At 60.9% G+C, this 26,960-nt stretch carries 21 protein-coding genes; 10 read left to right on the top strand and 11 right to left on the bottom strand.

Annotated elements, in window-relative coordinates:
- Positions 1 to 4 precede the first annotated feature (4 nt).
- The 9 genes from K3727_01525 (at position 5) to K3727_01485 (ending at position 11,470) form a co-directional block, all read left to right on the top strand.
- Positions 5 to 1,687 carry a Na/Pi cotransporter family protein gene (locus K3727_01525; GenBank protein ID UWQ91523.1) on the top strand — a complete coding sequence of 561 codons (1,683 nt, stop codon included), beginning with the start codon at positions 5 to 7 and terminating at the stop codon, positions 1,685 to 1,687.
- Entirely contained in the window at positions 1,684 to 2,436 is a 753-nt protein-coding gene (locus K3727_01520; protein ID UWQ91522.1) for an N-formylglutamate amidohydrolase, read from the top strand. The genes K3727_01525 and K3727_01520 overlap by 4 nt, the downstream gene beginning before the upstream one ends.
- The gene (locus tag K3727_01515; GenBank protein UWQ91521.1) at positions 2,433 to 3,794 is read left to right on the top strand and encodes a glutamine synthetase family protein; all 1,362 of its coding nucleotides are present in this window, start codon (positions 2,433 to 2,435) and stop codon (positions 3,792 to 3,794) included. The genes K3727_01520 and K3727_01515 overlap by 4 nt, the downstream gene beginning before the upstream one ends.
- A gap of 103 nt (positions 3,795 to 3,897) precedes the next feature.
- Positions 3,898 to 5,280, top strand: coding sequence for an aldehyde dehydrogenase family protein (locus tag K3727_01510; GenBank protein ID UWQ91520.1), 1,383 nt, complete (start codon positions 3,898 to 3,900; stop codon positions 5,278 to 5,280).
- A 35-nt stretch (positions 5,281 to 5,315) separates the two neighbouring features.
- Positions 5,316 to 6,461, top strand: coding sequence for an iron-containing alcohol dehydrogenase (locus tag K3727_01505; GenBank protein UWQ91519.1), 1,146 nt, complete (start codon positions 5,316 to 5,318; stop codon positions 6,459 to 6,461).
- A gap of 441 nt (positions 6,462 to 6,902) precedes the next feature.
- The gene (locus K3727_01500; GenBank protein UWQ91518.1) at positions 6,903 to 8,021 is read left to right on the top strand and encodes an extracellular solute-binding protein; all 1,119 of its coding nucleotides are present in this window, start codon (positions 6,903 to 6,905) and stop codon (positions 8,019 to 8,021) included.
- Positions 8,022 to 8,151: 130 nt separating this feature from the next.
- Positions 8,152 to 9,264: an ABC transporter ATP-binding protein gene (locus tag K3727_01495; protein ID UWQ91517.1), complete on the top strand. Its 1,113-nt coding sequence runs from the start codon at positions 8,152 to 8,154 to the stop codon at positions 9,262 to 9,264.
- 11 nt (positions 9,265 to 9,275) lie between these two features.
- A complete protein-coding gene (locus K3727_01490) occupies positions 9,276 to 10,196 on the top strand; it encodes an ABC transporter permease (GenBank protein ID UWQ91516.1) in 921 nt (306 codons plus the stop codon).
- Positions 10,193 to 11,470, top strand: a complete 1,278-nt coding sequence (locus K3727_01485) for an ABC transporter permease (GenBank protein ID UWQ91515.1) — start codon at positions 10,193 to 10,195, stop codon at positions 11,468 to 11,470. Before K3727_01490 ends, K3727_01485 begins: the two co-directional genes overlap by 4 nt.
- A gap of 217 nt (positions 11,471 to 11,687) precedes the next feature.
- Here the strand turns inward: K3727_01485 and K3727_01480 are convergent, their stop codons facing one another.
- The 3 genes from K3727_01480 to ade all read right to left on the bottom strand — a co-directional run bounded on the left by K3727_01480 (position 11,688) and on the right by ade (position 15,399).
- The gene (locus K3727_01480) at positions 11,688 to 11,975 is read right to left on the bottom strand and encodes an HU family DNA-binding protein (protein ID UWQ91514.1); all 288 of its coding nucleotides are present in this window, start codon (positions 11,973 to 11,975) and stop codon (positions 11,688 to 11,690) included.
- A gap of 143 nt (positions 11,976 to 12,118) precedes the next feature.
- Positions 12,119 to 13,585 carry an AMP nucleosidase gene (locus K3727_01475; GenBank protein UWQ91513.1) on the bottom strand — a complete coding sequence of 489 codons (1,467 nt, stop codon included), beginning with the start codon at positions 13,583 to 13,585 and terminating at the stop codon, positions 12,119 to 12,121.
- Entirely contained in the window at positions 13,582 to 15,399 is a 1,818-nt protein-coding gene (gene ade / locus K3727_01470; protein ID UWQ91512.1) for an adenine deaminase, read from the bottom strand. The genes K3727_01475 and ade overlap by 4 nt, the downstream gene beginning before the upstream one ends.
- A gap of 142 nt (positions 15,400 to 15,541) precedes the next feature.
- On the opposite strand from ade, the gene K3727_01465 reads away from it, so the two are divergent.
- Positions 15,542 to 15,964: a glyoxalase gene (locus K3727_01465; GenBank protein UWQ91511.1), complete on the top strand. Its 423-nt coding sequence runs from the start codon at positions 15,542 to 15,544 to the stop codon at positions 15,962 to 15,964.
- Between the two features lie 127 nt (positions 15,965 to 16,091).
- Here K3727_01465 and K3727_01460 read toward each other — a convergent pair whose 3' ends face one another.
- From K3727_01460 to K3727_01425, 8 genes are all read right to left on the bottom strand, one after another.
- On the bottom strand, positions 16,092 to 18,098 hold the full coding sequence (locus K3727_01460; protein UWQ91510.1) for a hydantoinase/oxoprolinase family protein: 2,007 nt from the start codon (positions 18,096 to 18,098) through the stop codon (positions 16,092 to 16,094).
- A 179-nt stretch (positions 18,099 to 18,277) separates the two neighbouring features.
- Positions 18,278 to 19,306, bottom strand: a complete 1,029-nt coding sequence (queG, locus tag K3727_01455; protein UWQ91509.1) for a tRNA epoxyqueuosine(34) reductase QueG — start codon at positions 19,304 to 19,306, stop codon at positions 18,278 to 18,280.
- Between the two features lie 90 nt (positions 19,307 to 19,396).
- A complete protein-coding gene (locus tag K3727_01450) occupies positions 19,397 to 20,062 on the bottom strand; it encodes a glutathione S-transferase family protein (GenBank protein UWQ91508.1) in 666 nt (221 codons plus the stop codon).
- A 58-nt stretch (positions 20,063 to 20,120) separates the two neighbouring features.
- Positions 20,121 to 20,858, bottom strand: coding sequence for a monofunctional biosynthetic peptidoglycan transglycosylase (gene mtgA / locus K3727_01445; GenBank protein UWQ91507.1), 738 nt, complete (start codon positions 20,856 to 20,858; stop codon positions 20,121 to 20,123).
- Positions 20,859 to 20,935: 77 nt separating this feature from the next.
- Positions 20,936 to 21,313: a DUF4189 domain-containing protein gene (locus K3727_01440; GenBank protein ID UWQ91506.1), complete on the bottom strand. Its 378-nt coding sequence runs from the start codon at positions 21,311 to 21,313 to the stop codon at positions 20,936 to 20,938.
- Positions 21,314 to 21,467: 154 nt separating this feature from the next.
- A complete protein-coding gene (gene gltB / locus K3727_01435) occupies positions 21,468 to 26,000 on the bottom strand; it encodes a glutamate synthase large subunit (protein UWQ91505.1) in 4,533 nt (1,510 codons plus the stop codon).
- On the bottom strand, positions 25,997 to 26,458 hold the full coding sequence (locus K3727_01430) for a GFA family protein (GenBank protein UWQ91504.1): 462 nt from the start codon (positions 26,456 to 26,458) through the stop codon (positions 25,997 to 25,999). Before K3727_01430 ends, gltB begins: the two co-directional genes overlap by 4 nt.
- Positions 26,455 to 26,892 carry a GFA family protein gene (locus tag K3727_01425; protein ID UWQ91503.1) on the bottom strand — a complete coding sequence of 146 codons (438 nt, stop codon included), beginning with the start codon at positions 26,890 to 26,892 and terminating at the stop codon, positions 26,455 to 26,457. The genes K3727_01430 and K3727_01425 overlap by 4 nt, the downstream gene beginning before the upstream one ends.
- Positions 26,893 to 26,960 lie beyond the last annotated feature (68 nt).

The following is a 26,960-nucleotide window of genomic DNA, read 5'->3' as shown; positions in this document are numbered from 1 at the left end:
ACGCATGGCAATTGTTAGCTTTCTCATCAGCCTGGCAGGCGCGACCATGTTGCTGCTGTTTGCGGTGCGCATGGTCCGCACCGGCATCGAACGCAGCTATGGCGCGTCGTTCCAACGTGTTCTGACCGGACAACGCAGCAATGCACAGGCCAGCATGGTGGGCATTGCATTGGCCATCGTCCTGCAAAGCTCGGCGGCGGTGGCGCTGCTGACGTCGGGGTTCGCGGCCAGCGGGTTGCTGACCTTTCCCACCGGCCTGGCGATCGTGCTGGGCGGCGATCTGGGATCGGCGCTGATCATTCAGATCCTGTCATTCAAACTGGACTGGCTGGTGCCGCTGCTGCTGGCCATCGGTGGCTATCTGTTTGTCAAAACCGAAGCCCGCAAAGCCCGCCAATTGGGCCGCATCCTGATGGGCGTCGCTTTTATCCTGATCTCTCTGCGCTTCCTGCGCGAAGCCATGGACCCGATCCGCGACAGCGCCTTTCTCCCCGCGATCGCGGAATATCTGGCCCGCGACTATATCACCGCCTTTCTTGTGGGCGGGGCGCTGGCCTTTGTCATGCATTCCAGCGTCGCCGCCATCCTGATGTGCGTCACCCTGGTTCAGATCGGCGCCATCCCCTTTGCCGCTGGTCTGTCGCTGGTGCTGGGGGCCAACTTTGGCTCGGGCTTTATCCCGGTCTGGCTGTCGCGCGGCATGGACCCGGTGGCGCGCCGCATCCCCTTTGCCAATCTGGCCCTGCGGGGCACCTGGGCGGTGATCACCCTGTTCGGGGCCAATCTGGCCCTGCGCACCGGGTTGTTGGGCGATCCGCAGGGTGGGCAAATGCTGGTCACTGCGCATCTGGCCTTTAACGCCTCGCTGCTGGTTCTGGCGCTGCCCTTCTGTCGCAAACTGCAATCGCCATTTGAAAACCTGATCAAGGATCCGATCCGCGCCGAACAAACCCAGGATTTGATGCGCCCGACCAGCGCGTTGAACCTGCGCCAGGTGCACAGCCCGACCCAGGCGCTCTCCGCGCTGAAACGGGAACTCCTGCGCATGGCCGATCTGGTCGAAGCCATGTTCCAACCCTGTCTCAACCTGTATCAGGCCGGTGACAAGGACCAGATCAAGGCGGTGCAGGCCATCGACCATGATGTCAACGATTGCCTGTCAGGCATCCGTGGGTTTGTCGCCGCATTGCCGTCGGACGAATTTTCCAAGGCAGACGCAAAAATCGCCCGTGACCTGATGGAATACGCCATCCGGCTAGAGACCGCCGGCGATGTGGTCGCCAAACGCCTGACCATCCTGGCCGGCGAGATGCGATCCAAAGGTGCCACCTTCTCCAAAGACGGCTGGAGCGAGCTGGTGCAGATGCACGAAGGCATCCTGGCCAATATGCGTCTGGCGTCAAACGTGTTGATCTCCGACGATCTCGAAAGCGCCCGCCTGCTGAGCCTGGAAAAAACCGAAATCAAACGCGCCGAACGCGACAGCCGCAAACGCCATCTGAAACGGCTGCAACACGGCACCACCGACAGTTTCGAAACCAGCGACATCCACCTGGAAACCCTGCGCGCGTTCCGCGAATTCAACAGCCATATCGCCGCGGTGGCCTATCCGATCCTCTATCGCAACGGCCAATTGCTGGAAACCCGCCTGATCGAAGACATGCCCAAGTCGGAAACCCCGGCATGACAGCCGCTCCCGTCGAAGTCCTGAATCCAGACGGCACAGGCCGCGTGGTGATCCTGTGCGAACACGCCAGCCGCCGCATCCCACAGCACTACGGCGATCTGGGCTTAAAACCCTCGGACCGCGACAGCCACGCCGCCTGGGATCCGGGTGCGCGGGATCTGGCGCTGGCGTTGTCGCGCGCCTTGGATGCGCCGGTTGTGGCCGCGACCGTGTCGCGGCTGGTCTATGACTGCAACCGCCCGCCCGACGCCGCCAGCGCCATGCCCGCAAAATCGGAATTGATTCAGGTTCCCGGCAATGCCGACCTGACCCAATCCGACCGCGATGCGCGCACCAGGGCGGTCTATGATCCGTTCTGCGCCGCTGTGAACTCTGTGTTGGACGCCCGTGGCCCAGACACCATCGTGGTGACGGTGCATTCCTTCACGCCGACCTATTTTGGCCAGCCCCGCGCTGTTGAACTGGGCCTGTTGCACGACACCGACAGCCGTCTGGTGGACGCGATGCTGGACCACGTGGACCGGATCCCACAGCGCCACGTCGCCCGCAATGAACCCTATGGCCCTGCGGATGGGGTCACCCATTCGCTCTGCCTGCATGCGCTGTCGCGTGGGCTGGCCAACGTCATGCTTGAGGTGCGCAACGATCTGCTGCGCACCCCCGATGAAATTGCCGACCGCGCGCAGGAAATCCTGATGCTGCTGGAACCGGCACTGACAGACATAGCGGTTCGGGAGGACCAGACATGAACAGCACGCTCACATTCAAGGAACTTGAGTCTCAGGTGGCTGGTGGCAGCATTGACACGGTATTGGTGTGTTTTGTTGACATGCAGGGCCGTTTGATGGGGAAGCGGTTTCATGGGGGTCATTTTGTTGGGGGTGCGTGGGAGGAGACGCATTGCTGCAATTACCTTCTGGCGACGGATCTTGAGATGGGGACGCCGGAAGGCTATGCGAGCACCAGCTGGGAGCGGGGCTATGGCGATTATGTGATGAAGCCGGATCTGAGCACCCTGCGCCTTGTGCCCTGGCTGGAGGGGACCGCGCTGGTGCTGTGTGATGTTCTGGATCACCACACCCACGCCGAGGTGCCCCACAGTCCGCGCGCGATGCTGAAGCGTCAGGTCGCCCGCGTGCGCGCCCTGGGGTTCGAGCCGATGATGGCGAGCGAGCTGGAGTTTTTTCTGTTCGAGAAGGGCTTTGACGAGATCCGCAAGGGCGGCTTTCGCGATCTGACGCCGATCTCGGGCTATAACGAAGATTACCACATCCTGCAGACCACCAAGGAAGAACATGTGATGCGCCCGATCCGCAATCACCTGTGGGAGGCGGGTCTGCCGATCGAATGCACCAAGGGCGAAGCCGAGACCGGGCAGGAAGAGCTCAACATCAAATATGCGCCTGCCATGGACACGGCGGAGTATCATTCGATCGCCAAACACGCGATCAAGGAGATCGCCTGGCAGCAGGGCCACGCCGCAACCTTTCTGCCCAAATGGCATCATGACAAGGTCGGCAGTTCCAGCCATGTGCATCAATCCCTGTGGGCCGATGGCAAACCGGCGTTTCACGACCCGGATGACGCGCTGGGGATGTCGGACCTGATGAAGTCCTATATGGCCGGGCTGCTCAAATATGCGCCTGATTACACCTATTTCATGGCCCCCTATATCAACAGCTACAAACGCTTCATGAAGGGGACATTTGCCCCCACAAGGATCATCTGGTCGGTGGACAATCGCACCGCCGGGTATCGGTTGTGTGGTGAAGGGTCCAAGGCCATCCGCGTCGAATGCCGGATCCCGGGATCGGACATGAACCCCTATCTGGCGATGGCGGGCATGCTGGCCGCCGGTCTGGCCGGGATCGAGGAAGGTCTGGAGCTGCAGCCGCCCACGGTGGGCGATGTCTATCAGGGCGACACCGGCCTGATCCCCGGCGATCTGGGCGCGGCGCGCACCGCGCTGCACGGCTCGGACATGCTGCGCGCGGCGATGGGCGACGATGTGGTCGACCACTACGCCCGTGCCGCCGAGGTGGAGATCGAAGAGTTTGCCCGCGTTGTGACCGATTGGGAGGTCGCGCGCGGGTTCGAACGGGCGTGAGCTGGGGTCAAGGCTGGGGGCGCTGCCCCCAGACCCCCGAGGTATTTTTGACCAGAAAGAAGCAGGGGCGCGTGCCCCTGATCCGAGATGTGGAGTTGAGGGCATGGGCCAGACATTGACGTGTATTTCCCCGATTGACGGATCGGTGTTTGCCGAACGCACAGTGCTGTCGCGCGAGGCGGCTGTTGCGGTGGCGGCGCGGGCACGGGGGGCGCAAGCCGCCTGGGCGGCGCGGCCGTTGGCCGAGCGGATTGACCTGGTGATGGCCGGGGTCGCGGCGGTGGGCGCGATGAATGATGCCATCGTGCCCGAGCTGGCCCATATGATGGGGCGGCCCATTCGGTATGGTGGTGAATTTGGCGGTTTCAACGAGCGCGCCAGCCATATGGCGTCGATTGCGGCGGAGGCGCTGGCTGATATCGCCGTGGGCGAGGACGCGACATTCAAACGATATATCAAACGGATTCCCCATGGGGTGGTGCTGGTCGTCGCACCCTGGAACTATCCCTATATGACCGCCATCAACACCGTGGCCCCGGCGCTGATTGCCGGCAATACCGTGGTGTTGAAACACGCCACCCAGACCCTGTTGGTGGGCGAACGCATGGCCGCGGCGTTCCACGATGCGGGCGTGCCGCAGGACGTGTTCCAGAACGTGTTCCTGGATCATGACACCACATCCGAGCTGATCGCGCGCCGGGCGTTCGATTTTGTCAATTTCACCGGCTCGGTCGGCGGTGGCCAGGCGATGGAACGCGCCGCCGCCGGGACCTTCACCGGCGTCAGCACCGAGCTGGGCGGCAAGGACCCGGGATACGTGATGGAGGATGCCGATCTGGACGCCGCCGTCGACACGCTGATCGATGGGGCGATGTTCAACGCCGGTCAGTGCTGTTGCGGGATCGAACGGATTTACGTGCATGAGAGCCTTTATGACGCCTTTGTCGAGAAGGCCGTGGAGATCGTCAGCGGCTATACCCTGGGCAATCCGCTGGACCCGGACACCACCCTGGGGCCGATGGCCAATGTCCGGTTCGCCGCCGAGGTGCGCGCCCAGATCGACGCCGCCGTGGCCGCCGGTGCAACCGCCCATATCGCGCCGATGGTGGCCGATGATGGTGCGGCCTATCTGACGCCGCAGATCCTGACCGGCGTGACCCATGACATGGCGGTGATGCGCGACGAGAGCTTTGGGCCCGTGGTGGGCATCATGAAGGTGTCCGGTGACCAGGAGGCCATCGCCCTGATGAACGACAGCGACTTTGGCCTGACCGCATCGCTGTGGACGGCGGATGTGGACCGCGCCGCAGCGGTCGGCGATCGCATCGAGACCGGCACCGTGTTCCTGAACCGCGCCGATTACCTGGACCCCGGCCTGTGCTGGACCGGCTGCAAGAACACCGGGCGCGGCGGTGGGCTCTCCATCATCGGCTATCACAATCTGACCCGGCCCAAATCCTACCATCTCAAGAAAGTCACCGGCTGAGAGCCGCCCTGACCCTGTCTGAAGGAAGAACGAACATGTCTCTCGTTGGAAACTGGTCCTATCCGACCAACATCAAATTCGGCGCTGGCCGGATCAGCGAACTCCCCGCCGCCTGCGCCGCCACCGGCATGACACGCCCCCTGCTGGTCACCGACCGCGGCCTGGCCGATCTGCCGATCACCAAAGCCACCCTGGACATCCTGGAGGCCGCCGGTCTGGGCCGGGGTCTGTTTGCCGAGGTCGACCCCAATCCCAACGAGATCAACCTGGCCGCAGGGGTTGCCGCCTATAACGCCGGGGGCCACGATGGCGTCATCGCCTTTGGCGGCGGCTCGGGGCTGGACCTGGGCAAGATGGTTGCCTTTATGGCCGGCCAAACCCGGCCCGTGTGGGAGTTCGAGGATGTGGACGATTGGTGGACCCGCGCCGATGCGGACGCCATCGCGCCCATCGTGGCCGTGCCCACCACCGCAGGCACCGGATCCGAAGTCGGCCGCGCCAGCGTCATCACCAATTCGGTGACCCACGCCAAGAAGATCATCTTTCACCCCAAGGTGCTGCCCGAAGTCGTCATCTGCGACCCCGAGCTGACCGTGGGCATGCCCAGGGCCATCACCGCAGGCACCGGGCTCGATGCCTTCGCCCATTGCGTCGAGGCGTTCTCCAGCCCCCATTACCACCCGATGTCCCAGGGCATCGCGCTCGAAGGCATGCGCCTGGTCAAGGAATATCTGCCGCGCGCCTATACGGACGGCACCGATCTGGAGGCCCGCGCCCAGATGATGTCGGCCGCCGCCATGGGGGCCACCGCCTTCATGAAGGGTCTCGGGGCCATCCACGCCATGAGCCACCCCGTCGGCGCCATGTTCAACACCCACCACGGCACCACAAATGCGGTCTGCATGCCCGCCGTGCTGGCGCTGAACGCACCCGAAATCGCCGACCGGTTTGATCAGGCCGCCGCCTATCTGGGCATCACCGGCGGCTTTGACGGGTTTTGCACCTTTGTCCAGACCTTCAACGACAGCCTCGCCATCCCCCGCAAACTCACCGAGCTCGGCGTCACAGCAGACGCAATCCCAGACCTCGTCGCAGGCGCGCTCACAGACCCCTCATGCGGCGGAAACCCCGTCACACTCACCCAACAAAACCTCACGCAGCTCTTCAATCAATCAATCTGAAACACCCCCAAAATCAAAGGGCGGCGCACCAAGCCGCACCGCCCAAAAAATACACCCAGAAAAGCCCAAAAAACCACACAACAACACAAAGCTCCCGCCACGGAGCCCGATAAATGTCTGGACAAGTGGCCGACTTGGGCGTTTCGTAAAGAGGACAGACCGCGGTCCAGTTCCTGTTTCCATGTATTCACGGACGTCGGGGCCGCCCCTCGATTTCAGAGGCTTTGAAAATTGAGGCCCGGCTGTCTCGGAAGGAACTGAAAATTTGGAGATCTTGGTCTCGTTTACATGACTGTCAAAACGATCTGGCATGACCGCGAAGTCGCCTGGTTTCATAAACGCCGAGACCTGTCACAGGAGAAGTCAAAGGAGCAATCAACCAAACGTTTCCACAAAATCGGCAAGACATAAGGCCGACAAAGAACCAACAAGGGGAATATTATGAAAACACAAATCTCACGTCGTTCAATTCTGAAAATGTCCGGGGCTGCGGCGCTGGCTGCACCGCTTTATTCGAAATCCGCACTTGCCTCGTCCGGCGAAGTCAACATTCTGATGTGGTCCGATTACCTGCCACCGGAATTCATCGCCGGGTTCGAAGCCGAAACCGGGATCAAGGTGAATTACACCGGCATCGGGTCGAACGAAGAAATCATCAACAAGATGAAAGCCACCAAGGGTCAGGGATTCGATATCGTATCGCCCACCAACAACCGGTCCTTGCAGTGGGGTCCGCTGGAACTGTTGCAGCCCTTTGACATGAACAAGGTCAATATCGACGCGGTGAACCCCGCGATGGCCAAGATCGGCACGGTTGCCTGGAACTTTGCAGATCAGGGGTCGCATTGGCTGCCGCATATCTGGGGCACCGAAGGCATTGCCTATCGCACCGACAAATGGCTGCCCGCCGGGGATGCCCCGTCGTATGGCGATGTCTGGAGCGAAGAAAACGCTGGCAAAACCATGGGGCGCGCGCATTCGATGATGCTGGGCGCGGGTCTGTACATGGAGGCCTCGGGTCAGATGGAACCGGGATCGGTCTGGGCGGCTTATGGTGACGAAGACACCATGCGCAAGGTCTGGGGACAGATCGCGGATTGGTGCATCTCGTACAAATCGCGGATCAAACTGATCTGGAACGATGCCGACACCCAAAAGAACGGCCTGCTGAACGAAGGTGTTGTTGTTGGCCAGACCTGGGACGGGCCCCCGCTGGCCCTGAAAGCCGCCGGTGAGCCGGTGCATTATCAGGCACCGGTCGAAGGCGCGATGGCCTGGGTTGACGGCATTTCCATGCCGGTTGGCGCGACCAATACCGAACAGGTCTATGCCTTCATCAATTATGCCTACCAAAAGCAACCGGCGGGCAAGGCGATCGACAGCCATGGCTACAATTCGCCAGTTTTGGGTGCCGATACCTTCTCGGGGGACACCTACAAGAAGAACTTTGCCGAAGCCTATCCCGGCGACAGCCTGGCCAATCTGAACCCCTGGCCGGCCGAAGCACCGTGGTATGCGGATGTGCGGACGGAATTCGTCAACAAGTTCAAGAGCGCCTGATTTCTCGCGCTGATCACCGCGTCCCCGGATCGGCTCTGGGGGCGCGGACACACGACCAATAACAACAAATCCAAGACCAAATCACGCGCCCAATTGGACGCGGTGGAATTTGGCATCAGGGAGTAGCCAGATGAGTGCTGGAGTCGGCGTTGATCTCGAAAATATTTGGATCCGCTTTGGCGATTTCGTTGCTGTGCGTGACGCCAATGTTCATATCAAGGGTGGCGATTTCTTTTCGTTCCTGGGCCCATCGGGCTGTGGCAAAACCACGATATTGCGCGCTGTGTCCGGGTTCCTGGAACCGTCCGAAGGCAATGTCCTGATCGGCGGGCGCAACATGGCGGGGATCGGGCCGAACAAACGCCCCACGGCGCTGATCTTTCAAAACCTGGCCTTGTTCCCACTGATGAAGGTCTGGGAAAACATTACCTTTTCGCTCGAAATCAAAGGCGCATCTGCTGGCGAACGACGCAAGCGGGCCGACGAACTGCTGGACATGATCGCCCTGCCCGGTCAGGGCGACAAGCTGCCCAGCGAACTGTCCGGTGGCCAGCGTCAGCGGGTGGCCATCGCCCGCGCGCTGTGTGCCGAACCCGATGTGCTGCTGCTGGATGAACCGCTGTCGGCGCTGGACCTGAAGCTGCGCCAGCACATGCGCACGGAACTGCGCGAAATCCAGAAACGGGTTGGCATCACCTTTATCTACATCACCCACGATCAGGGCGAAGCTCTGACCATGTCCGATGATGTGGCTGTGATGCGCGCGGGCGTGATCGACCAGATCGGCAATGGCAAAACCATCTACAACGATCCCTCGACCGCCTTTGCCGCCTCCTTTGTCGGTGAAAACAACGTCTTCCGCGGCAAAGTCTCCAAGATCATCGGAAACGAAGCCCTGATCCGCACCAACCGCTCGGGCGACCTGATGGCCCGGATCACCACGGCCAACCAGGGCAGGATGAATGTGGGCGACGACGCCATGCTGTTCATCCGCCCCGAAGCCCTGTCCATCGCGCCCACCGGCACCCAGGGCGATCATTTCGTCACCGCCCAGGTCAAACACGAAGAATTCGAAGGCAACAGCTTCAACATCTTCTGCCAGGGCGATGGCGGCAAGGAACTGAAAGTGTCGATTCCGAACCTGGGACAATCCTTTGACGATCACACCGGTCAGAAAATGACCCTGGAATACGAAGTCCACAACGCCGTGGTCGTTCCCGCCGGCGAACTGGCGGCGGAATAGGGATCCAGATCATGCCACGCTTTTTGAAAGACTTCTTCAATCGCAACGGCACATTGATGGGTTCCGTGATGCTGGGTCTGGTCCTGTTCTGGACCATTGGCCTGATCATCCTCCCTCAATTGTCGATGCTCGACTTTTCCTTCCGTCCCAACCTGCCGCCCCCGGAAATCGGCGGACCCAACGACGTCTATACGCTGCAGAACTACAAATACCTGGTGTTTGGCCCCGAAGGTGGCAGCCAGGATTACAATGCGGTTGATCTGACCGTGTTCTACCGCACTTTGATTGCGGCGGTGCTGGTGACCATCTTCAACCTGATCCTGTGCTATCCGATCGCCTATTACCTGGGTCAGACCAAAGGCAACCATATCCGCATTTTTGCGCTGATGCTGATCATTCCCTATTGGATCAATGAAATCCTGCGCGCCTTTGCCCTGCGCATCATCTTTGGCGAATCCGGCGTGCTGAACACGGCACTGGTGGGTTTGGGGGTATTCGACACCCCGTTCGACTTTATCCGCAATGACATCGCGCTCTATGCCGGGCTGGGCTATGCCTATATCCTGTTGATGATCTTTCCGATGTACAACGTCATCGAAAGCCTGGATCACAACCAGATCGAAGCCGCCCGCGACTTGGGCGCACCCTGGTGGCGGATCCATTGGCGGGTGGTCATTCCCTATGCCAAACCGGGCATCAGCTCGGGCTGTACCATGGTCTTCATGTTGTCGGCCGGCGCATTGGCTGCGCCGCAAATCCTGGGCGGCCCATCGTCCCTGTGGTTCACCCAGATCATCTATCAATGGTTCAATGACAATTCGAACTGGCCCCAGGGGGCAGCCTATGCGGTGGTTCTGCTTGTCACCTGTATCCTGCTGGTTCTGGCCGTGATGCGCCTGTTCAAGGTGAACATGGGGGACATCGGCAAATGAAAAATTCCTTCCTGCGCCTCTCAATCTGGGCCTATCTGGCGCTCTTCTTTGCCTATCTGCTGGGCCCATTGGTGATCATGTCGATCACTGCCTTCAACTCGCCCGGGTTTCCGCGGGCGGCCCCCTGGGAATGCCTGACGTTTGAATGGTTTTCGGCTCTGTTTCAGGACGAACGCATTCTGAACGGCATCAAGAATTCGATCCTGGTCGGCTTTGGCACCGTCATCCTGTCGGTGACCATGGGGCTGGCCGGGGCGCTGATGCTGACCCAGATCTGGCCAAAGCTGCGGGCGACCTATTACACCATCATCATTGCCCCGATCCTGATTCCGGGCGTGGTGCTGGGGATTTCGACGCTGGTGTTCTGGGACCGGGTCAACCGCTTTCTCGGGCTGGGGGCTGACAGCTTCCTGTCCAACGGGCTGTTCCTGACCATCATCGGGCAATCCACCTTTATCGCCAGCTACTGCATGTTGGTGCTGGTGGCGCGCCTGCAACGCTATGACATCGCCCTGACCGAAGCGGCCTTGGATCTGGGCGCCACCCATGCCCAGGCCTTCCGCAAGATCCTGATGCCCTTCATGCGGCCCGCGATCGCATCTGCGGCGGTGCTGGCGTTCCTGGCGTCGTTCGAAAACTACAACACCACCACCTTCACCTTTGGCGAATATCCGACCCTGACCATCGAACTGGCACAAAAGGTCCGCTATGGCATCACACCTGCGATTTCGGCCCTGGCCTTTATGATCGTTGTGCTGACCATCTTTGCCGCGCTGTTCAACGAAGCCAACATCAAACGCAAGGAACTGGCCGCACTGGCGCGCAAAGGTGCCTCGGTCAAAGACGTCTCCACCGGCTTCCGCCTGCCTCGTCTGCTGACCGGCAATGCTGCGGCCATGGCGCTGGTGCTCTTTGTGATCGGGTCGATCACCGTGGTCGGCACCGCCATGGTGCACAGCCCGGCGCAATGCGTGGCCAGCATCAAGGAACAGAAAAAACTGGAAACAGAACTGCGCATCCAGAAACTGCGCGAAGAACGCGCCGCCCGCGCTGCCGAAGCGGCAGCCAAGGCTGCGGAAGAGGGCACAACCCAAGAAGACACAACCACCCAGCCCAAATCCAACAACTCAGGCTTTGGCGGTGTGTTTGCCCCCAATACCCTACAGTCCGACGAATCCGGCGAAGAAGAGGAAGAATCCAAAGCGCCTTCCAACGACTCCGGGTTTGGCAATGTGTTTGCGCCAAACACATTGTCGACGGGCACCGACAACTGATCTTTGCATCAGTCACACACTGAAAAGCCCCTCGGCGCGACCCTGCGCCGGGGGGCTTTTTACATCCCACGCATCGGATCAATTCTGCACGCCGCTTTTCTGTCACCCAACTGCCCGCGGCGCACGGGGCCAAGGCGTGGTACCGCCCCCTGACACCTCACAAACAAAAAGGGCCACCCACGGGCGACCCTTTCCAAAAAACCAATCTTGGTTTCTATCAGCCGTTGACGCTGTCTTTCAGAGCCTTGGCAATGGTCATCTTGACCACCTTGTCGGCTTCTTTCTTGAACTGTTCGCCGGTGGCGGGGTTGCGCACCATGCGCTCGGGGCGCTCGCGGCAATAGATCTTGCCGATATTCGGCAGAGTCACGGCACCGCCGCCTGCAACTTCGCGGGTGATCAGGGCGCTGATTGCATCCAAAGCAGCACCAGCCGCTTTTTTGTCAGTGCCCATTTCCTCGGCCAGAGCAGCTACGAGCTGGGTCTTGGTCATCGGTTTGGCCATCTTTTTTTCTCCTTAAGACTGCCCGACTTATGGGGCCTCATCGCGTAACTTTAACGGTATGTAGTGTATGAACACAACGGATTGTGTAAGAAAACAAGGGAAAATCGCGCCTTTTCCACCAGAAAATCGCAATTTCCGTGGGGTTACAGGAACGCGGTCTCGTCAAATGAACGCAATTTCCGGCTGTGCAACCGTTCCAGCGGCATACCGCGCAACTGTTCCATAGCACGTATACCAATCATCAGATGGCGTGCCACCTGCGTTTTATAGAAATCTGACGCCATCCCCGGCAGCTTCAATTCCCCGTGCAACGGTTTGTCGCTGACACACAGCAACGTGCCATAAGGCACGCGGAACCGATACCCGTTTGCCGCAATCGTTGCGCTCTCCATATCCAACGCAATGGCGCGCGATTGCGACAGCCGCTGAACCGGCCCGGATTGGTCGCGCAGCTCCCAGTTGCGGTTGTCGATGGTGGCGACTGTGCCGGTCCGCATGATGCGCTTCAGGTCATACCCCTTCAGCTCGGTCACTTCGGCCACGGCCTGTTCCAACGCGATCTGGATCTCGGCCAGCGCCGGGATCGGAGTCCACACCGGCAGGTCATCGTCCAGCACGTGATCCTCGCGCAGATAGGCATGCGCCAGCACGAAATCGCCCAGCGCCTGCGTATTCCTCAGCCCCGCGCAATGGCCCACCATCAACCAGGCATGCGGCCGCAGCACAGCAATATGGTCCGTCGCGGTTTTGGCGTTTGACGGACCAACCCCGATATTGACCAGGGTGATGCCGCTGCCATCGGCGCGTTTCAGGTGATAGGTCGGCATTTGCGGCTGCTTCTCAACCGGCGCAATCGCCATATCCGGGTCGGTAATTTCGACATTCCCCGTCGAAACAAAGCTGACGTAGCCGGATTTCGGGTCTGCCAGCTGTCCCCGCGCATAGGCTTCGAATTCGGCCACATAGAACTGATAGTTGGTGAACAGAACATGGTTCTGGAAATGTTCGGGCTCGGTCGCCGTGTAATGCGACAGCCGGGCCAGCGAATAATCAATCCGTTGGGCGGTGAACAAGGCCAGCGGCCCTGTTGCGCTATCCGATTGGACCGTTCCATTGACGATATCGTCGTTGGTGGTGCTCAGGTCCGGCACATCAAACACATCGCGCAACGTGAACCCCGCCGCCCCCTCTTGGGGAACGGTCAGGCCGGGCTGCGAGGCAACCGCAAAATGCAGCGGAATTGGCGTGTTTGACGGGCCAATGGTGACGGGCTGGCCGTGATTGCAGATCAGCAGATCAATCTGCTGGGTCAGATAGTGCCGAAACAGGCTGGGTCGGGTCACGGTGGTCGCATAGGTGCCCGGCGACACCACGTGGCCATAGCTCAGCCGCGTGTCGACCTGGGCAAAACTGGATGTTGTGACCCGAATTTCCGGGTAATAGGCGCGGATCCGGCAATCCGGCGCGCCCTTGACCATGGCGCGGGAAAATTCGGTACACAGATATTCGGTGGCGCTTTCATACAGCTCCACCAACCGATCCACCGCTGCCGTGGCATCGGTAAAGGTTTCGGGGGCCGGAAGATCCGGTGGCAGACACAGGTTGATCATGAAACAGGCTCTAATACTGGGATTTTCGTGAAAGATCGCACATCCACCAACCCCAGATCCGAAATCCTGAGTTCGGGAATGACGACCAGCGCCAACAGCGAATGCTGCATATAGGCATTGTTCAATTGACAGCCACAGGCCTGCATGGCCTCCATCATCGCCTGCGCCTTGGCCGCGACGTCTGTGGCAGGGCTGTCCGACATCAACCCGGCAATCGGCAATTCGACCAGCGCCAATTCCTGACCATCGCGGAACACGGTGATACCACCGCCCACCTCGGCCAATCGGTTGGCCGCCAACGCCATCTGCGCCCGGTCGGTCCCCACCACAATCATATGGTGGCTGTCATGTGCCACGGTTGACGCCATCGCCATACAGCCCTGGTATCCAAACCCAGAGACAAAGGCATTGGTCACGCCCCCGGTCGCGCGATGCCGCTCCACCAAAGCGATCTGACAAACGTCGGCCTCCCCGGACAGTTCCCCGGTCTCGACCAACCCGTTGCGCACCGGCAGATCAAACTGCAACGCCCGTGTCGGGGCCTGGTTTTCGACCACACCGATCACATTGGCGCGCACCTGATTGGCCCCCTCGGGTGCCGCAATCCGGAAATCCGCATCGCTCAGCGCATGCCCCAGATGCACGGTGCCCCGCGCATGGTCCGGCCACTGCAAATGCGGGCATTCCACCGTAATAGAGCCGCTTTTGGCCACCACTTGTCCGCGCGCGACCACCACCTCGATCGGCAGCGTGCGCAGATCCGACGTCAGGATCACATCCGCCCGCCGCCCCGGCGTCAGCGATCCGATCTCCCGCTCCAACCCGAAATGCGTGGCGGTGTTGATCGTCGCCATCTGCAAGGCCACCACCGGATCACAGCCACAGTCGATCGCGTGGCGCACCACCCGGTTCATATGGCCGTCATTGACCAGCGTGCCGGAATGACAATCATCGGTGCACAGGATCATGTTGCGCGGATCCAGCCCCTTTTTGGTGATCGCGGTGATCTGGGTTTCCACATCGTACCACGCCGACCCCAACCGGATCATCGACCGCATCCCCTGTCGCATCCGCGCAATGGCGTCCGCCTCGCAGGTGCCTTCGTGGTCATCCGCCGGGCCACCGGCCACATAGGCCGCAAAATCAGGCCCCAAATCAGGCGACGCATAATGCCCACCCACGGTTTTGCCGGCATTCTGGGTCGCCGCGATTTCGGCCAGCATCTTGGGGTCCGCGTTGGCAACGCCGGGGAAATTCATCATTTCCCCCAACCCGACAATGCCGGGCCAGGTCATCGCCTCGGCCACGTCTTCGGGTGAAATCTCATGCCCTGTGGTTTCCAAACCCGGTGCTGACGGCGCACAGGATGGCATCTGGGTGAAAATATTGACCGGTTGCAACAGCGCCTCGTCATGCATCAGCCGCACGCCCTCCAACCCCATGACATTGGCGATCTCATGCGGGTCGGTGAACATGCTGGTGGTGCCATGCGGGATGACGGCGCGGGCAAATTCCGCCGGGGTCAGCATACCGCTTTCGATATGCATATGCGCATCACACAGCCCCGGAATCATGTACCGCCCATTGGCCTCGATGATCTGGGTGTCGGGCCCGGTGCAATATGTGGCATCCGGCACCACACAGGCAATCCGCCCCGCCACGATGGCGATGTCATGCCCGGGCAACACCTCGCGCGTGTGCACATTCACCCAGATCCCACCACGAATGACCGTGTCCGCAGGGGCACGACCTGCGGCAACAGAGATGAGTTTCGGGGCGGTTTCGGGCCATGTCGGGAAATGCGTCTGTTCCATGAACCAATTGTTATGATTGTGCGTCAGAGTTCAACCCCCGCTACTGGTGCGCGATGACAATACAATGACAACGGGCGTCAAATCCGGGACCAATCGCAATTCTCCGCTTGCCTGAACTGCCCACTCCGGCGAACCTTGGCGCATGGAGTATGACACAATAGATGCAGACAGCTTTGGGCGTGGCCTCAAAGGGATCGGAATAAACCTGCTGGTGCAGGATGTTCCCGGCGAAATCGCCTTTTTAGAGACTGTTTTTGATATGACGGGCCATCAGGTCACAGCAGATTTCGCCATCGTCACCTATGGCGATCAGGTGTTTCAGCTGCACGCGGATGGCACCTATCACGCCAACCCGCTGTTGAATCTGCTGCCGGAAAACCCGCCACGCGGGGCCGGGTTGGAAATCCGTCTGTATGACACCGACCCGGATGACGCCGTGCAACGGGCCACGGCGTTCGGGGCCATGGTGCTGCAACCGCCCACCGACAAACCCCACGGCCTGCGCGAAGCCTATATTCTATGTTCCAACGGATATGCCTGGGTGCCAAGCCGCCCAAAAGACTGACCCGCCTGCCCGCAGCGCGGCGTGCCGCGCTGCCACGCCCAACGGGGCGCATTGCATTTTGATGCAATAAGACCGGGCGGGAGCCCGCCGTTCACCGGCTGTAGGCCCCCTGCCCATCACGCTGGCGTCACCCCACGGCCACCCGCGGTCGACCACTGGCCTCAACCGTCAACATGCCTTCGACAAACACCTGCTTGGCCTCCACCAAAGCAGTCCTCAGGTCCCGCTCCACATGGATGTTGATATCCTGGGCCCCGGCCTCTTCGGCCGCCGACCGCGCGTCCTGTGTCAAAGCACGCTCCAGCATCTCCAACGCCGCATCGGACTCCTCGAAATCCTCCGGCCCGGTGTCCAGATGCACCCGGTACCGCCCCTCCGACGGGCTGGTGACCGTGCCGCTGCGCCGCACCGATACACGGCCCACAACAGCTCCGATCGCATTGGCCACACCGGCGTGCGGTGGCAGGATCATCCGACAATGCAACCGGTCGCCCACTGCCGGGTAATAGCTGGGTGCCGATGCCCCCAACCCGACCACATCCACGTTCACCGATGCATCCAGCGCGATCAGCCCCCGGTGTTTGTCCAACCCCCGCTGCATCAGCACGTGACGCGCCAGTTGATCACCGGGAATGCCGAACCCATCCGCTTCCTCGGCAAAGGCCGCTTCCAACAGGGTCAGCGCCGTCTGCTCGGTCAGCTGGTCAATGATCATCTGAGCCAACTGCTGTGACCCGGTCGCGGCCATGTCGCCGGACCCGATCCGGCGTCGCGCAAACAGGGTCAGCGCCTTGTCCGCCGCGTCCCGGTCCCAGGCGTCGACCCGGCCCAATACGTGGCTGGCATCCGATGGGGTAATCCCCGACACCTGCACCACGCCACGATCGACCAACCGGTTCAGCGCGCCCTGCTCCATCCGGGTCCTCAGCACATCCCCCATCGGCAGCACCCGGTCCCCGATCCGCTCCAGCACCACCTCTTCGCGCCCCGACAGACCAACCACCGGCATGTTCGGAACCGCCCGCACAAACCGCCCGTCATATTCCCCGGCTGTGGACGATCGCAGCTGCGCATCCAATGTGTCATGCACCAGCTCCGGGGCCTCCATGGCAATCAGCGACGCGGGCAATACGCGGCGCGGCCCCAGGAACAGCCCCCCGGCCAACCCGGAGGTGTTCATATGGACCTGGCTGTCACCGCCCAGCCCGCTGGTGCGCATGGCAACCGCTTCCACCATGGTGCGAAACCCGCCAACCCGGGCACCGGCCGGATCAATCGCCGGCTTTCCGCCGCTCAACAACGCCACATCCGTCGTTGTCCCGCCAATGTCGGACACCAACGCATCCTCGACCCCGGTCATCCAGCGCGCCCCGACAATCGACGCCGCAGGCCCGGACAGAATCGTCTCGATCGGCCGCTCGCGGGCCTGTTCGCCCGACATCAACGCCCCGTCTCCGCGCACCACCATCATCGGAGCCTGAATGCCCAGATCCACCAATGTCTCCTGCGCCCGCCCAATCAACCGGTCGATCATCCCGATCAACCGCGCATTCAACACCGCCGTGACCGCGCGCTTGGGTCCGTTCAATTTGGCCGACAACTGGTGCGAACAGGTTACGGGCCGCCCGGTGGTCTCACCGATGATCCGCGCCACTTCCAATTCATGTCCCGGGTTGCGGGTGGCAAAGACACCGGCCACCGCAAATCCGGTCACCCCCTTGGCCTCGCTCTCCAGAAATGCGTTCAACGCCTCGACATCCAGCGCCGCCGCCTCGCCTCCGGCATGGGTGTGCCCCCCCGCCATGACCAATGCCGGATCGCCCTTCAGCGCCTCGGCCAACCCGTGCCGCTCCAGATCTTCGGCCCGAAACCCGATATAGATCAGCGCCACGCGCCCGCCCTGCCCTTCGACCAACGCATTGGTGGCCAAAGTCGTGGACAACGCCGCCATCCCCACATCCGCAGCAGCCACGCCACTGTCGGCCAGAACCGCCCGGATCGCGCCGCCAATACCAATGGCCAGATCCTGTCGTGTGGTCAGCGACTTGGCCGAGGCAATCACCTCGCGCTCGTCACGGATCAACACCGCATCCGTATAGGTTCCACCTGTATCGACCCCCAACGCCAGCGCCATGCCGCGTACCTCCCTGACTGTTCGCCGGATCGGTCTACCAAGGTTTCGCGACACGTCCCGCCTGTTTGCGTCATCTCACGCGTTTCGATTTTTAAACTGAAACGCTCTCCATCTCTTGGCGCGTTGAAATCTCTGATTTCAGGCAGCGTCAAGAGGTACCGCGTGAAATCGGCAACGCTCTACAGACGCGCCACCGCCCAACGGGCCGCATCGGCCACTGTCGGATCGGGATCGTCACACAACCCCTGTGCCACCGACCGCAACTCTGCCTGACCGGAATTGCCGATGGCATACAGAACATTGCGCACAAACCGGTCGCGCCCGACCCGCTTGATCGGCGAGCCGGAAAAAAACGCGCGAAATGCAGCGTCATCCAACTCCGCCAACTCGGCCAGCTTTGGCGCTTTCAATTCCGCGCGCGCCGCATAGCGCAGATCGCTGGCCGCCACTGCGAACTTGTTCCACGGACAGGCTGCCAGACAATCGTCACAGCCATAGATCCGATTGCCCAGCCGCGCCCTCAGATCTTCCGCCACCGGCCCCTTGTGCTCGATGGTCAGATAGGAAATGCACCGGCGCGCATCCAACTGATAGGGGGCGACAAAGGCATCGGTCGGACAGGCGTCCAGACAGGACCGGCACGACCCGCAGCGATCCGGCTCGGCTGTGTCCTCCGGCAATTCCAATGTGGTAAAAACAGACCCTAAAAAGGCCCAATTGCCCCAATCCCGGCTGACCAGATTGGTGTGTTTGCCCTGCCATCCCAACCCGGCCGCCTGGCCCAATGCCTTTTCCGGCACAGGTGCGGTATCGACAAACACCTTGACCTCGCCACCGCCCTCGGCGATCAGCCACCGCGCCAGCCGCTTCAGCCGCTTCTTGACCAGATCATGGTAATCCTTGGCCCGTGCATAGACCGACACCGCACCGCGATCCGGACAGCCCACAACGGCCATCGGATCTTCCTCGGGGGTGTAACTCTCGGCCAACATGATGACGGAGCGCGCCTCGGGCCACAATGCCGCCGGGTTGCCGCGCCACTGCATGCGCTCTGCCATCCACCCCATCTGCCCATGCCACCCGGCATCGACATAGGCCTGCAACCGGTCGGGCACCTGCGGCACATCCCAGGGGCGACAGATCCGCGCCGCCACGAACCCCTCTTCCAGGGCCCGCGCCACCAGTTTTTCTTTCAGCTCGGCGCTCATGCTTCTTTCTGGTCCCAAATACCTCGGGGGGAGCCTTGGAATTCTCCGAATTCCAGGGCGGGGGGCAGCGCCCCCATCCCCGAACCCCTATCAGAAATCCAGGTCGGTGTAATGGGCGGGCGGGCGAAACCCCGGCACCTGATCGGCCAGGATCGACCGAAACGCCGGGCGCGACTTGATCTTGGCATACCAGTCCTTGACCACTTCGGACCGGTTCCAATCCACATCCGAAATATAATCCAGCGACGACAGATGCGCCGCGGCGGCAAAATCGGCCAACGTCATCTGATCCCCGGCCAGCCAACGCCGATGATCCAGCAACCACGCCATGTAATCCAGATGGTATTTGACCGCCTTCGCCCCGGATTTCACATTGCGGCTGTCCGGGTATCCTTCGCCGGTCACCTTCTTGTTGACCCGCTCGTACAACAATTTTGACGTCACTTCATTGTGGAACTTGTCATCGAACCAACTGACCAGCCGGCGCACTTCGTATCGGCCATCGGGGTCGGTCGGCATCAATGCCGGATCCGGGCGGGTTTCTTCCAGATATTCGCAGATCGCCGCGCTTTCGGCCATCATCTTGCCGTCCAAACGCACCACCGGGACCTTGGCCGCCGGGTTGCGGCGCAGAAAATCCGGGTCCTTTTCCCAATACCGCTCTTCCACCAATTCGACTTCGATCTTCTTTTCCGCAAGAACCAAACGGACCTTGCGACAAAACGGGGAAAGCGGAACGTGATAAAGGCGGGCCATGTGCGTCCAGAAATTCAAAAAGGGTGTTGTGCAGGAATGCCCTGCCACGTCAGGTTTTTCAATCCTCGAAACAGTCGGATCGCCCATCTGCGCGGATGGTGGCCGCCCCATCCATGATCCGGGACGCCTTGCGTTTGATATTTGAGGTGGGTTGTTTTGGCGATCGCACCCGTGGTGCGGGCAAAACAGCGGCAATCAACGCCGCCTGACGGGGGCTCAACTGATCCGGGCCAACGCCAAAATTGGCCTGGGCTGCGGCTTTGACCCCAAAGATGCCTTCGCCCATCTCGGCCACATTCAAATAGACCTCCAGAATACGCCGTTTCGACCACACCGCCTCGACGGCCGGGGTGATCAGGGTTTCCAACGCCTTGCGGATCCAACTGCGCCCCTGCCACAGAAACACGTTCTTGACGACTTGCTGTGTGATCGTCGACGCGCCCCGCGATCCGCCCCCGGCAATGGCGGCGCGAATGGCCTGCACGTCAAATCCCCAATGCTGACAGAACCGGGCATCTTCGGCGGCAACAACCGACCGGGCCATCACAGGCGCGATATCGTCCATCGCCACCCATTCGCGGTCCAATTCGCCCAATCGGCTCCGTTCGGACCACATTGTATGGGTGATCGGCGGATTGACAAAGGCAAACAGGAAAATCATCAGCGTCACGACCGCCACAAAAACCGAAATCACCCTGAGAGCCACACGCCCGACCCAGCGGATCGGCCGGAACGGTTTGCGCTCCGTCTTGGCCCTTTTTGCCGGTCGGGTCTTTTTCTGTACTGCCTTCGCCATAGCCACTCTATAGGCCACTCGGGGCCATCGAAAAAGACAGGGATTTGGGACCGGTCAACAAACCCCGCTTTGGAGGGCTATTTTGAACAGCTCCAGACGCGGACCCGGCAATTGTATCCGTTGTCCATGCAATAGCTCATGGCGCTGCTTTCGGCCAATTCCCGGCTCGACTCATACGCCCATCCCCAGCCGCCATTGTCCGCCACCGCAATCGCCGCGCAGGCGTTGTAGAATGTGCGGGTGATCGTACAGTCCCATTCGCACCCGGAATTGGCGACATTATGGGCCTCTTGTTCCGATCCCCAGGAATGGGCAAACCCATAGGCCCCATTGGGCCCCACAGCCACAGCGCCCCAACAATAGTCATATCCGCAACTTCCCGCTGTCGCGGTCCCGGCCAATCCCAATGTTGCCGCCATAACGGACAGAATTCGGGTCGCAGTCTTCATCTTCATCGCAAATCTCCCCGGTTCAAATCGACATTCGTCTCAGGGTTTCATCTGAACATATTTTCCGAAGAGTCTGGAAATTTTCTCGCAACCCTCTGTCGCCAAATGAAAAACCCCGCCGACCACAGGCCGACGGGGTTTTCCGCAGAGGCAATCCCGATCATTCGGCCGGGATGGCGCTTTCTTCGATGCTCAGCGGATGGGGCAGGCTGTTCAACATCTCCTTGGGACAGACCTGCAGGAAATTGGCCCGCTCCAGATCCCAATGCTGCAGGATGTCGGCCCCCTTGCGGCTGCCGGTCTCGGCCACGTGGCGCTCGATCAACCCCTTCAGCTGGGCCTCCCAATGGTCCACCGTGACCGGGCAGGTCACCAATGTTTCCATGTTCATCACACTCGCCGCCTGACCATCCGGGTCATACAGATAGGCCATGCCGCCGGTCATGCCCGCGCCAAAGTTGGCCCCGATGCTGCCCAGGATCACCGCAATCCCGCCGGTCATATATTCACACCCGTTGGTGCCACAGCCTTCGATCACCACGGATGCACCCGAATTGCGCACCGCAAACCGTTCCCCGGCGCGACCGGCGGCAAACAGATGCCCATCGGTGGCCCCATACAGAACCGTGTTGCCGATGATGGTGTTTTCGGACGCATTCAATGGGCTGACCTGCGGTGGGCGCACCACGATGGTGCCGCCCGACAGACCCTTGCCCACGTAATCATTGGCATCGCCCGACACTTCCAGCTTCAGCCCCGGTGCTGCAAACGCGCCCAACGACTGCCCGGCAGACCCCTGCAGCTTCACCGTCAGGTGATCCGGCTGGAACGCATTGCGCATCCCGAAATTGCGCACGATATGCGACGATGTCCGCGTGCCCACGGTCCGATGGGTGTTCTGCACCGCATAGGACAGCTGCATTTTCTCGCCATCCTGCAGGAACCGCGCCGCATCGCGCACGATTTCCGCGTCCAGCGTATCGGGCACCGCGTTGCGGTCCTTGTCGCGGTTGTACACGATGTCGGCTGCGCCATCGACGGTGATCAACAGCGGGTTCAGGTCCAGATCGTCCAGATGTGCGGACCCCCGGCTGACCTGCGCCAACAGATCGGCCCGACCGATCACCTCGTCCAGCGACCGCGCCCCGATGCTGGCCAGGATCTCGCGGACTTCCTGTGCGTAGAACGTGATCAGATTGACCACCTTGTCGGCGCTGCCGGTGAATTTGTCGCGCAGCGCCTGATCCTGGGTACAGACCCCAACCGGGCAGGTGTTGCTCTGGCACTGACGCACCATGATACAGCCCATGGCGATCAACGCCGCCGTGCCGATGCCGTATTCCTCGGCCCCCAACATCGCCGCCATGACAATATCACGCCCGGTGCGCAGCCCGCCATCGGTCCGCAGGGTGACGCGTTCGCGCAGGTTGTTCATCGACAGAACCTGATGCGCTTCGGTCAGACCCATTTCCCACGGCAGACCCGCATATTTGATCGACGTCGCAGGCGACGCCCCGGTGCCACCATTGTGGCCCGAAATCAGGATGATGTCGGCCTTGGCCTTGGCCACACCGGCGGCAATCGTGCCCACCCCGGACGACGCCACCAATTTCACCGTCACCTTACAGCGCGGGTTGATCTGCTTCAGATCGTAAATCAGCTGCGCCAGATCCTCGATCGAATAGATGTCGTGGTGCGGCGGCGGTGAAATCAGGGTCACGCCTTTGGTCGAATGACGCAGACGCGCGATCAGGTCGGTGACCTTCATGCCCGGCAGCTGGCCACCCTCGCCCGGTTTTGCACCCTGGGCCACCTTGATTTCCAGCTCTTCACACTGGTTCAGATATTCGGCGGTCACACCAAACCGGCCCGATGCCACCTGTTTGATCTTGGCGGATGGATTGTCGCCATTGGGTTCGGGCACGAAATGCGCCGGATCTTCGCCGCCCTCGCCGCTGTCAGACTTTGCCCCGATCCGGTTCATCGCCACGTTCAGCGTCTTGTGCGCCTCCGGGCTCAGCGCGCCCAACGACATGCCCGGTGTCACGAACCGCTTGCGGATCGCTGTGATCGATTCGACCTCTTCGATCGGCACCGATTTGCCCAGCGGTTTGATGTCCAACAGATCCCGCAGATGGATCGGCGGGTTGCTCTGCATCTTGGCTGAATACTGTTTCCACAGCTCAAACGACGCGCGGTTGCACGCCATCTGCAACATATGCATCGACGTGGCTTCCCACGCATGGGTTTCGCCGGATTTGCGCGCCTTGTAGAACCCGCCAATCGGCAGCACGTCCAACCCGCTGGTCCAGCCTTTGGCGTGGATCTCTTCGGCCTTGGACTGAATACCGGTGACACCGATCCCCGAAATCCGGCTGGTCATGCCGGGGAAGAATTCGGCGCACATGGCACGGCTCAGACCCACGGCTTCGAAATTCAAACCGCCGCGATAGGACGAAATCACCGAAATCCCCATCTTGGCCATGATTTTCAACAGACCCTGGTCGATGGCTTCGCGATAGCGCGCGACGTTTTCGGTCAACGTCCCATCCAACAACCCGCGGTCAATGCGGTCCGCAATCGAATCTTCGGCCAGATAGGCGTTCACGACCGTGGCACCACAGCCGATCAACACGGCAAAATAATGCGGGTCGATACATTCGGCGGCCCGCACGTTCAACGAACAGAAGGTGCGCAGCCCCTTGCGGGTCAGATGCGAATGCACCGCCGATGTGGCCAGAATCATCGGCATCGCGACCTTGCCCGGTCCCGAATGTTCATCCGTCAGCACCAGATGCCCAGCGCCGGACCGCACGGCGTCCTCGGCCTCGGACCGGATCCGGGCCAGGGCCGCGCTCAGCGCGCCGGTGCCTGGTTCAAACGAACAGTCGATTTCCGCCATCGGCGCATTGAACGCCGCTTCCAGCTTGTCCCATTGGGAATTGCCGACAAACGGGCTTTCCAGCACGATGATTTCGGTTTGGCTGCTGTCTTCGTCCAGCACGTTCTTCAGGTTGCCGAACCGGGTTTTCAACGACATCACCCGGAATTCACGCAACGAATCGATCGGCGGGTTGGTCACCTGGCTAAAGTTCTGGCGAAAGAAGTGGCTCAGCGGACGATACATTTTCGACAGCACGGCGGACGGGGTGTCATCCCCCATCGAAGCCAGCGTTTCCTTGCCGTCCTCGGCCATCGGGGACAGGATCTGCTCCAGCTCCTCCACCGAATACCCCGCCGCGATCTGACGCTTGCGCAGCTCTTCGCCGGTGAACAGCGGTGTTTCCTCGACCCCGTTCAGATCCTCTTCGAGATTGTGGATCTTGCCGACCCATTCCCCAAACGGACGCGATCCCGCCAATGTGTCCTTGATTTCGGTATCGTGGAACAGCTTGCCTTCGGCCATATCGACGGCGATCATCTGCCCCGGACCCAATGCGCCCTTTTCGACAACACCGGCCTCGTCGATCGGCACCATGCCGGCCTCGGATCCCGCGATCAGCAACCCGTCACCTGTCACCACATAACGCATCGGGCGCAGCCCGTTGCGGTCCAGACCGGCACAGACCCATCGCCCATCGGTCATCGCCAATGCAGCCGGGCCATCCCAGGGTTCCATCACCGAATTGCAATAGGAATACATGTCGATCCACGGCTGCGGCAGATCCACCGCCTGTTTCGACCAGCTTTCCGGCACCAGCATGGTTTTTGCCATCGGCGCCGACCGGCCCGCGCGCACCATGACTTCGAACACCGCATCCAACGCCGCCGAATCCGACGATCCGCCCTGCACGATCGGTTTGATGTCCTCGGCCATTTCGCCAAAGAACGACGACGCCATGCGGATCTCGTGGCTTTTCATCCAGTTCAGATTGCCCCGCAGCGTGTTGATTTCGCCGTTATGGGCCAACATGCGGAACGGCTGGGCCAGCCACCACTGGGGAAAGGTATTGGTCGAATACCGCTGGTGATACAGCGCGAATGCCGATTCGAACCGCTCGTCCATCAGGTCCGGGTAGAACACCGCCACCTGTTCGGCCAGCATCATGCCCTTGTAGATGATCGACCGGCACGACAACGACGCGATATACAGACCGGTCACATTGTCAGCCGCCGCAGCCTTTTCGATGCGGCGACGGATCACATACAGCTCGCGCTCGAACGTGTCTTCGTCGACGCCCTTGGTGTTGGAAATCAGGATCTGTTCGATCTCGGGGCGGGTCGCATTGGCCTTTTCCCCCAAACAGGTCACATCCACCGGCACATGCCGCCAGCCATAGATGTAATAGCCCATGCGCAGAACTTCGGATTCCACGATGGTCCGGCACCGTTCCTGGGCCCCAAAATCGGTGCGCGGCAGAAACACCTGCCCCACGGCCATCAACTGGTCCATGCGCGGTTCGTGACCGGTACGGCGGATCTGGTCGTAAAAGAACGACACAGGGATCTGCACGTGAATGCCCGCGCCATCGCCGGTCTTGCCATCGGCATCCACCGCGCCGCGGTGCCAGATCGCTTTCAGCGCATCAATCCCGGCTTCGACCACCTTGCGGCTTTTCTTGCCGTCAACCGACACCACCAGACCAACGCCGCACGAAGAATGCTCTTCTTCCTCGGCATAGAGACCGTTTTCGGCCATCCACTTGCGCTTTTCTTCTTCGGCGCGCACCCAATTGGCATCAAATTTGGTCATTGCTTGTCTCCTTGGTCGTGCGATGCGTCCTCGGGCGCGAACAGCGCCAGGGTTTCCGCTTCGGTAAACTGTTTCCGGTCTTTGGGCAGATCGTTGGCCGATGTTTTGCGATCCACAAAAAATTCATGTCCCAGCGTCATGCCGCTGGTGTCGTCGAACAGGCCCAGGGCCATGTTATGGGTCTTGGGCTCGAACTCCGGGTCCGTCACCCGGTACCACAGCGGCGATCCGCAGCTCTCGCAATTGGCGCGTTCGGCCCACTCGGACGTCTGGACACGTCTGATATGGTCCTGACCGGTCAAATCCAGATCGCCGGACACAACCGACACCCCGTTGAACATGTTCCCGGACCAGCGTTTGCACATGTCGCAATGACAGGCCCCGAATACCTGGGGCACATTGCGCGCGACAAAACGGACGCGACCGCACATGCAATGTCCGGTTCTGGTCTGGCTCATGTCGACCCCTCGACCGGTGCAGGCGCAAAGGCATCAATCACATCCGCCTCGGTCATCTTGCGGCAATTGCCGTCAAACCCATAGCCGTCCGGCTTCTTGTCCACATAGATTTCCAGCTTGAGCCGGGCACCAGCGGCATCTTCAAACAGACCGGCGGACATCTGGGTCTGGCCCTGATGCGATCCGGGGCCCGTCATCCGGTACCACAGCGACGATCCGCATTGGCCACAAAACGCCCGCTCTGCCCAGCTGGACGACTGATAGGTTTTCACCGGGCCCAGCGCCGCATAGCCCTGCGCCGCCTGAAAGCTCAGGAATGGGCCGCTGCCCCAGCGTTGGCACATTTCACAATGACAGGCGGCCAGCGCAGACCGCTCCGGGGTCGCAGTGACCGTGACCGCACCACACAAACATTGGCCTCTCAATTCAGTCATGACATCTGTCCCCTTGGCGATGGGTCACACCGGGTGACCTTTTGGCTGTGTTGCAGCATTTCTTCTGC

Source organism: Rhodobacteraceae bacterium M382 (assembly GCA_025141015.1).
In the GTDB taxonomy this organism is placed as follows: Bacteria; Pseudomonadota; Alphaproteobacteria; order Rhodobacterales; family Rhodobacteraceae; genus Aliisedimentitalea; species Aliisedimentitalea scapharcae.
The sequence above is the reverse complement of the archived record's forward strand: the minus strand, read 5'-3'. Positions and strand labels throughout refer to the sequence as shown.

Excerpts from the sequence above, each read along its gene's own strand:
- K3727_01525 (UWQ91523.1), top strand. The coding sequence starts at position 5 with ATGGCAATTGTTAGCTTTCTCATCAGCCTGGCAGGCGCGACCATGTTG.
- K3727_01520 (UWQ91522.1), top strand. The coding sequence starts at position 1,684 with ATGACAGCCGCTCCCGTCGAAGTCCTGAATCCAGACGGCACAGGCCGC.
- K3727_01515 (UWQ91521.1), top strand. The coding sequence starts at position 2,433 with ATGAACAGCACGCTCACATTCAAGGAACTTGAGTCTCAGGTGGCTGGT.
- K3727_01510 (UWQ91520.1), top strand. The coding sequence starts at position 3,898 with ATGGGCCAGACATTGACGTGTATTTCCCCGATTGACGGATCGGTGTTT.
- K3727_01505 (UWQ91519.1), top strand. The coding sequence starts at position 5,316 with ATGTCTCTCGTTGGAAACTGGTCCTATCCGACCAACATCAAATTCGGC.
- K3727_01500 (UWQ91518.1), top strand. The coding sequence starts at position 6,903 with ATGAAAACACAAATCTCACGTCGTTCAATTCTGAAAATGTCCGGGGCT.
- K3727_01495 (UWQ91517.1), top strand. The coding sequence starts at position 8,152 with ATGAGTGCTGGAGTCGGCGTTGATCTCGAAAATATTTGGATCCGCTTT.
- K3727_01490 (UWQ91516.1), top strand. The coding sequence starts at position 9,276 with ATGCCACGCTTTTTGAAAGACTTCTTCAATCGCAACGGCACATTGATG.
- K3727_01485 (UWQ91515.1), top strand. The coding sequence starts at position 10,193 with ATGAAAAATTCCTTCCTGCGCCTCTCAATCTGGGCCTATCTGGCGCTC.
- K3727_01480 (UWQ91514.1), bottom strand. The coding sequence starts at position 11,975 with ATGGCCAAACCGATGACCAAGACCCAGCTCGTAGCTGCTCTGGCCGAG.
- K3727_01475 (UWQ91513.1), bottom strand. The coding sequence starts at position 13,585 with ATGATCAACCTGTGTCTGCCACCGGATCTTCCGGCCCCCGAAACCTTT.
- ade (UWQ91512.1), bottom strand. The coding sequence starts at position 15,399 with ATGGAACAGACGCATTTCCCGACATGGCCCGAAACCGCCCCGAAACTC.
- K3727_01465 (UWQ91511.1), top strand. The coding sequence starts at position 15,542 with ATGGAGTATGACACAATAGATGCAGACAGCTTTGGGCGTGGCCTCAAA.
- K3727_01460 (UWQ91510.1), bottom strand. The coding sequence starts at position 18,098 with ATGGCGCTGGCGTTGGGGGTCGATACAGGTGGAACCTATACGGATGCG.
- queG (UWQ91509.1), bottom strand. The coding sequence starts at position 19,306 with ATGAGCGCCGAGCTGAAAGAAAAACTGGTGGCGCGGGCCCTGGAAGAG.
- K3727_01450 (UWQ91508.1), bottom strand. The coding sequence starts at position 20,062 with ATGGCCCGCCTTTATCACGTTCCGCTTTCCCCGTTTTGTCGCAAGGTC.
- mtgA (UWQ91507.1), bottom strand. The coding sequence starts at position 20,858 with ATGGCGAAGGCAGTACAGAAAAAGACCCGACCGGCAAAAAGGGCCAAG.
- K3727_01440 (UWQ91506.1), bottom strand. The coding sequence starts at position 21,313 with ATGAAGATGAAGACTGCGACCCGAATTCTGTCCGTTATGGCGGCAACA.
- gltB (UWQ91505.1), bottom strand. The coding sequence starts at position 26,000 with ATGACCAAATTTGATGCCAATTGGGTGCGCGCCGAAGAAGAAAAGCGC.
- K3727_01430 (UWQ91504.1), bottom strand. The coding sequence starts at position 26,458 with ATGAGCCAGACCAGAACCGGACATTGCATGTGCGGTCGCGTCCGTTTT.
- K3727_01425 (UWQ91503.1), bottom strand. The coding sequence starts at position 26,892 with ATGACTGAATTGAGAGGCCAATGTTTGTGTGGTGCGGTCACGGTCACT.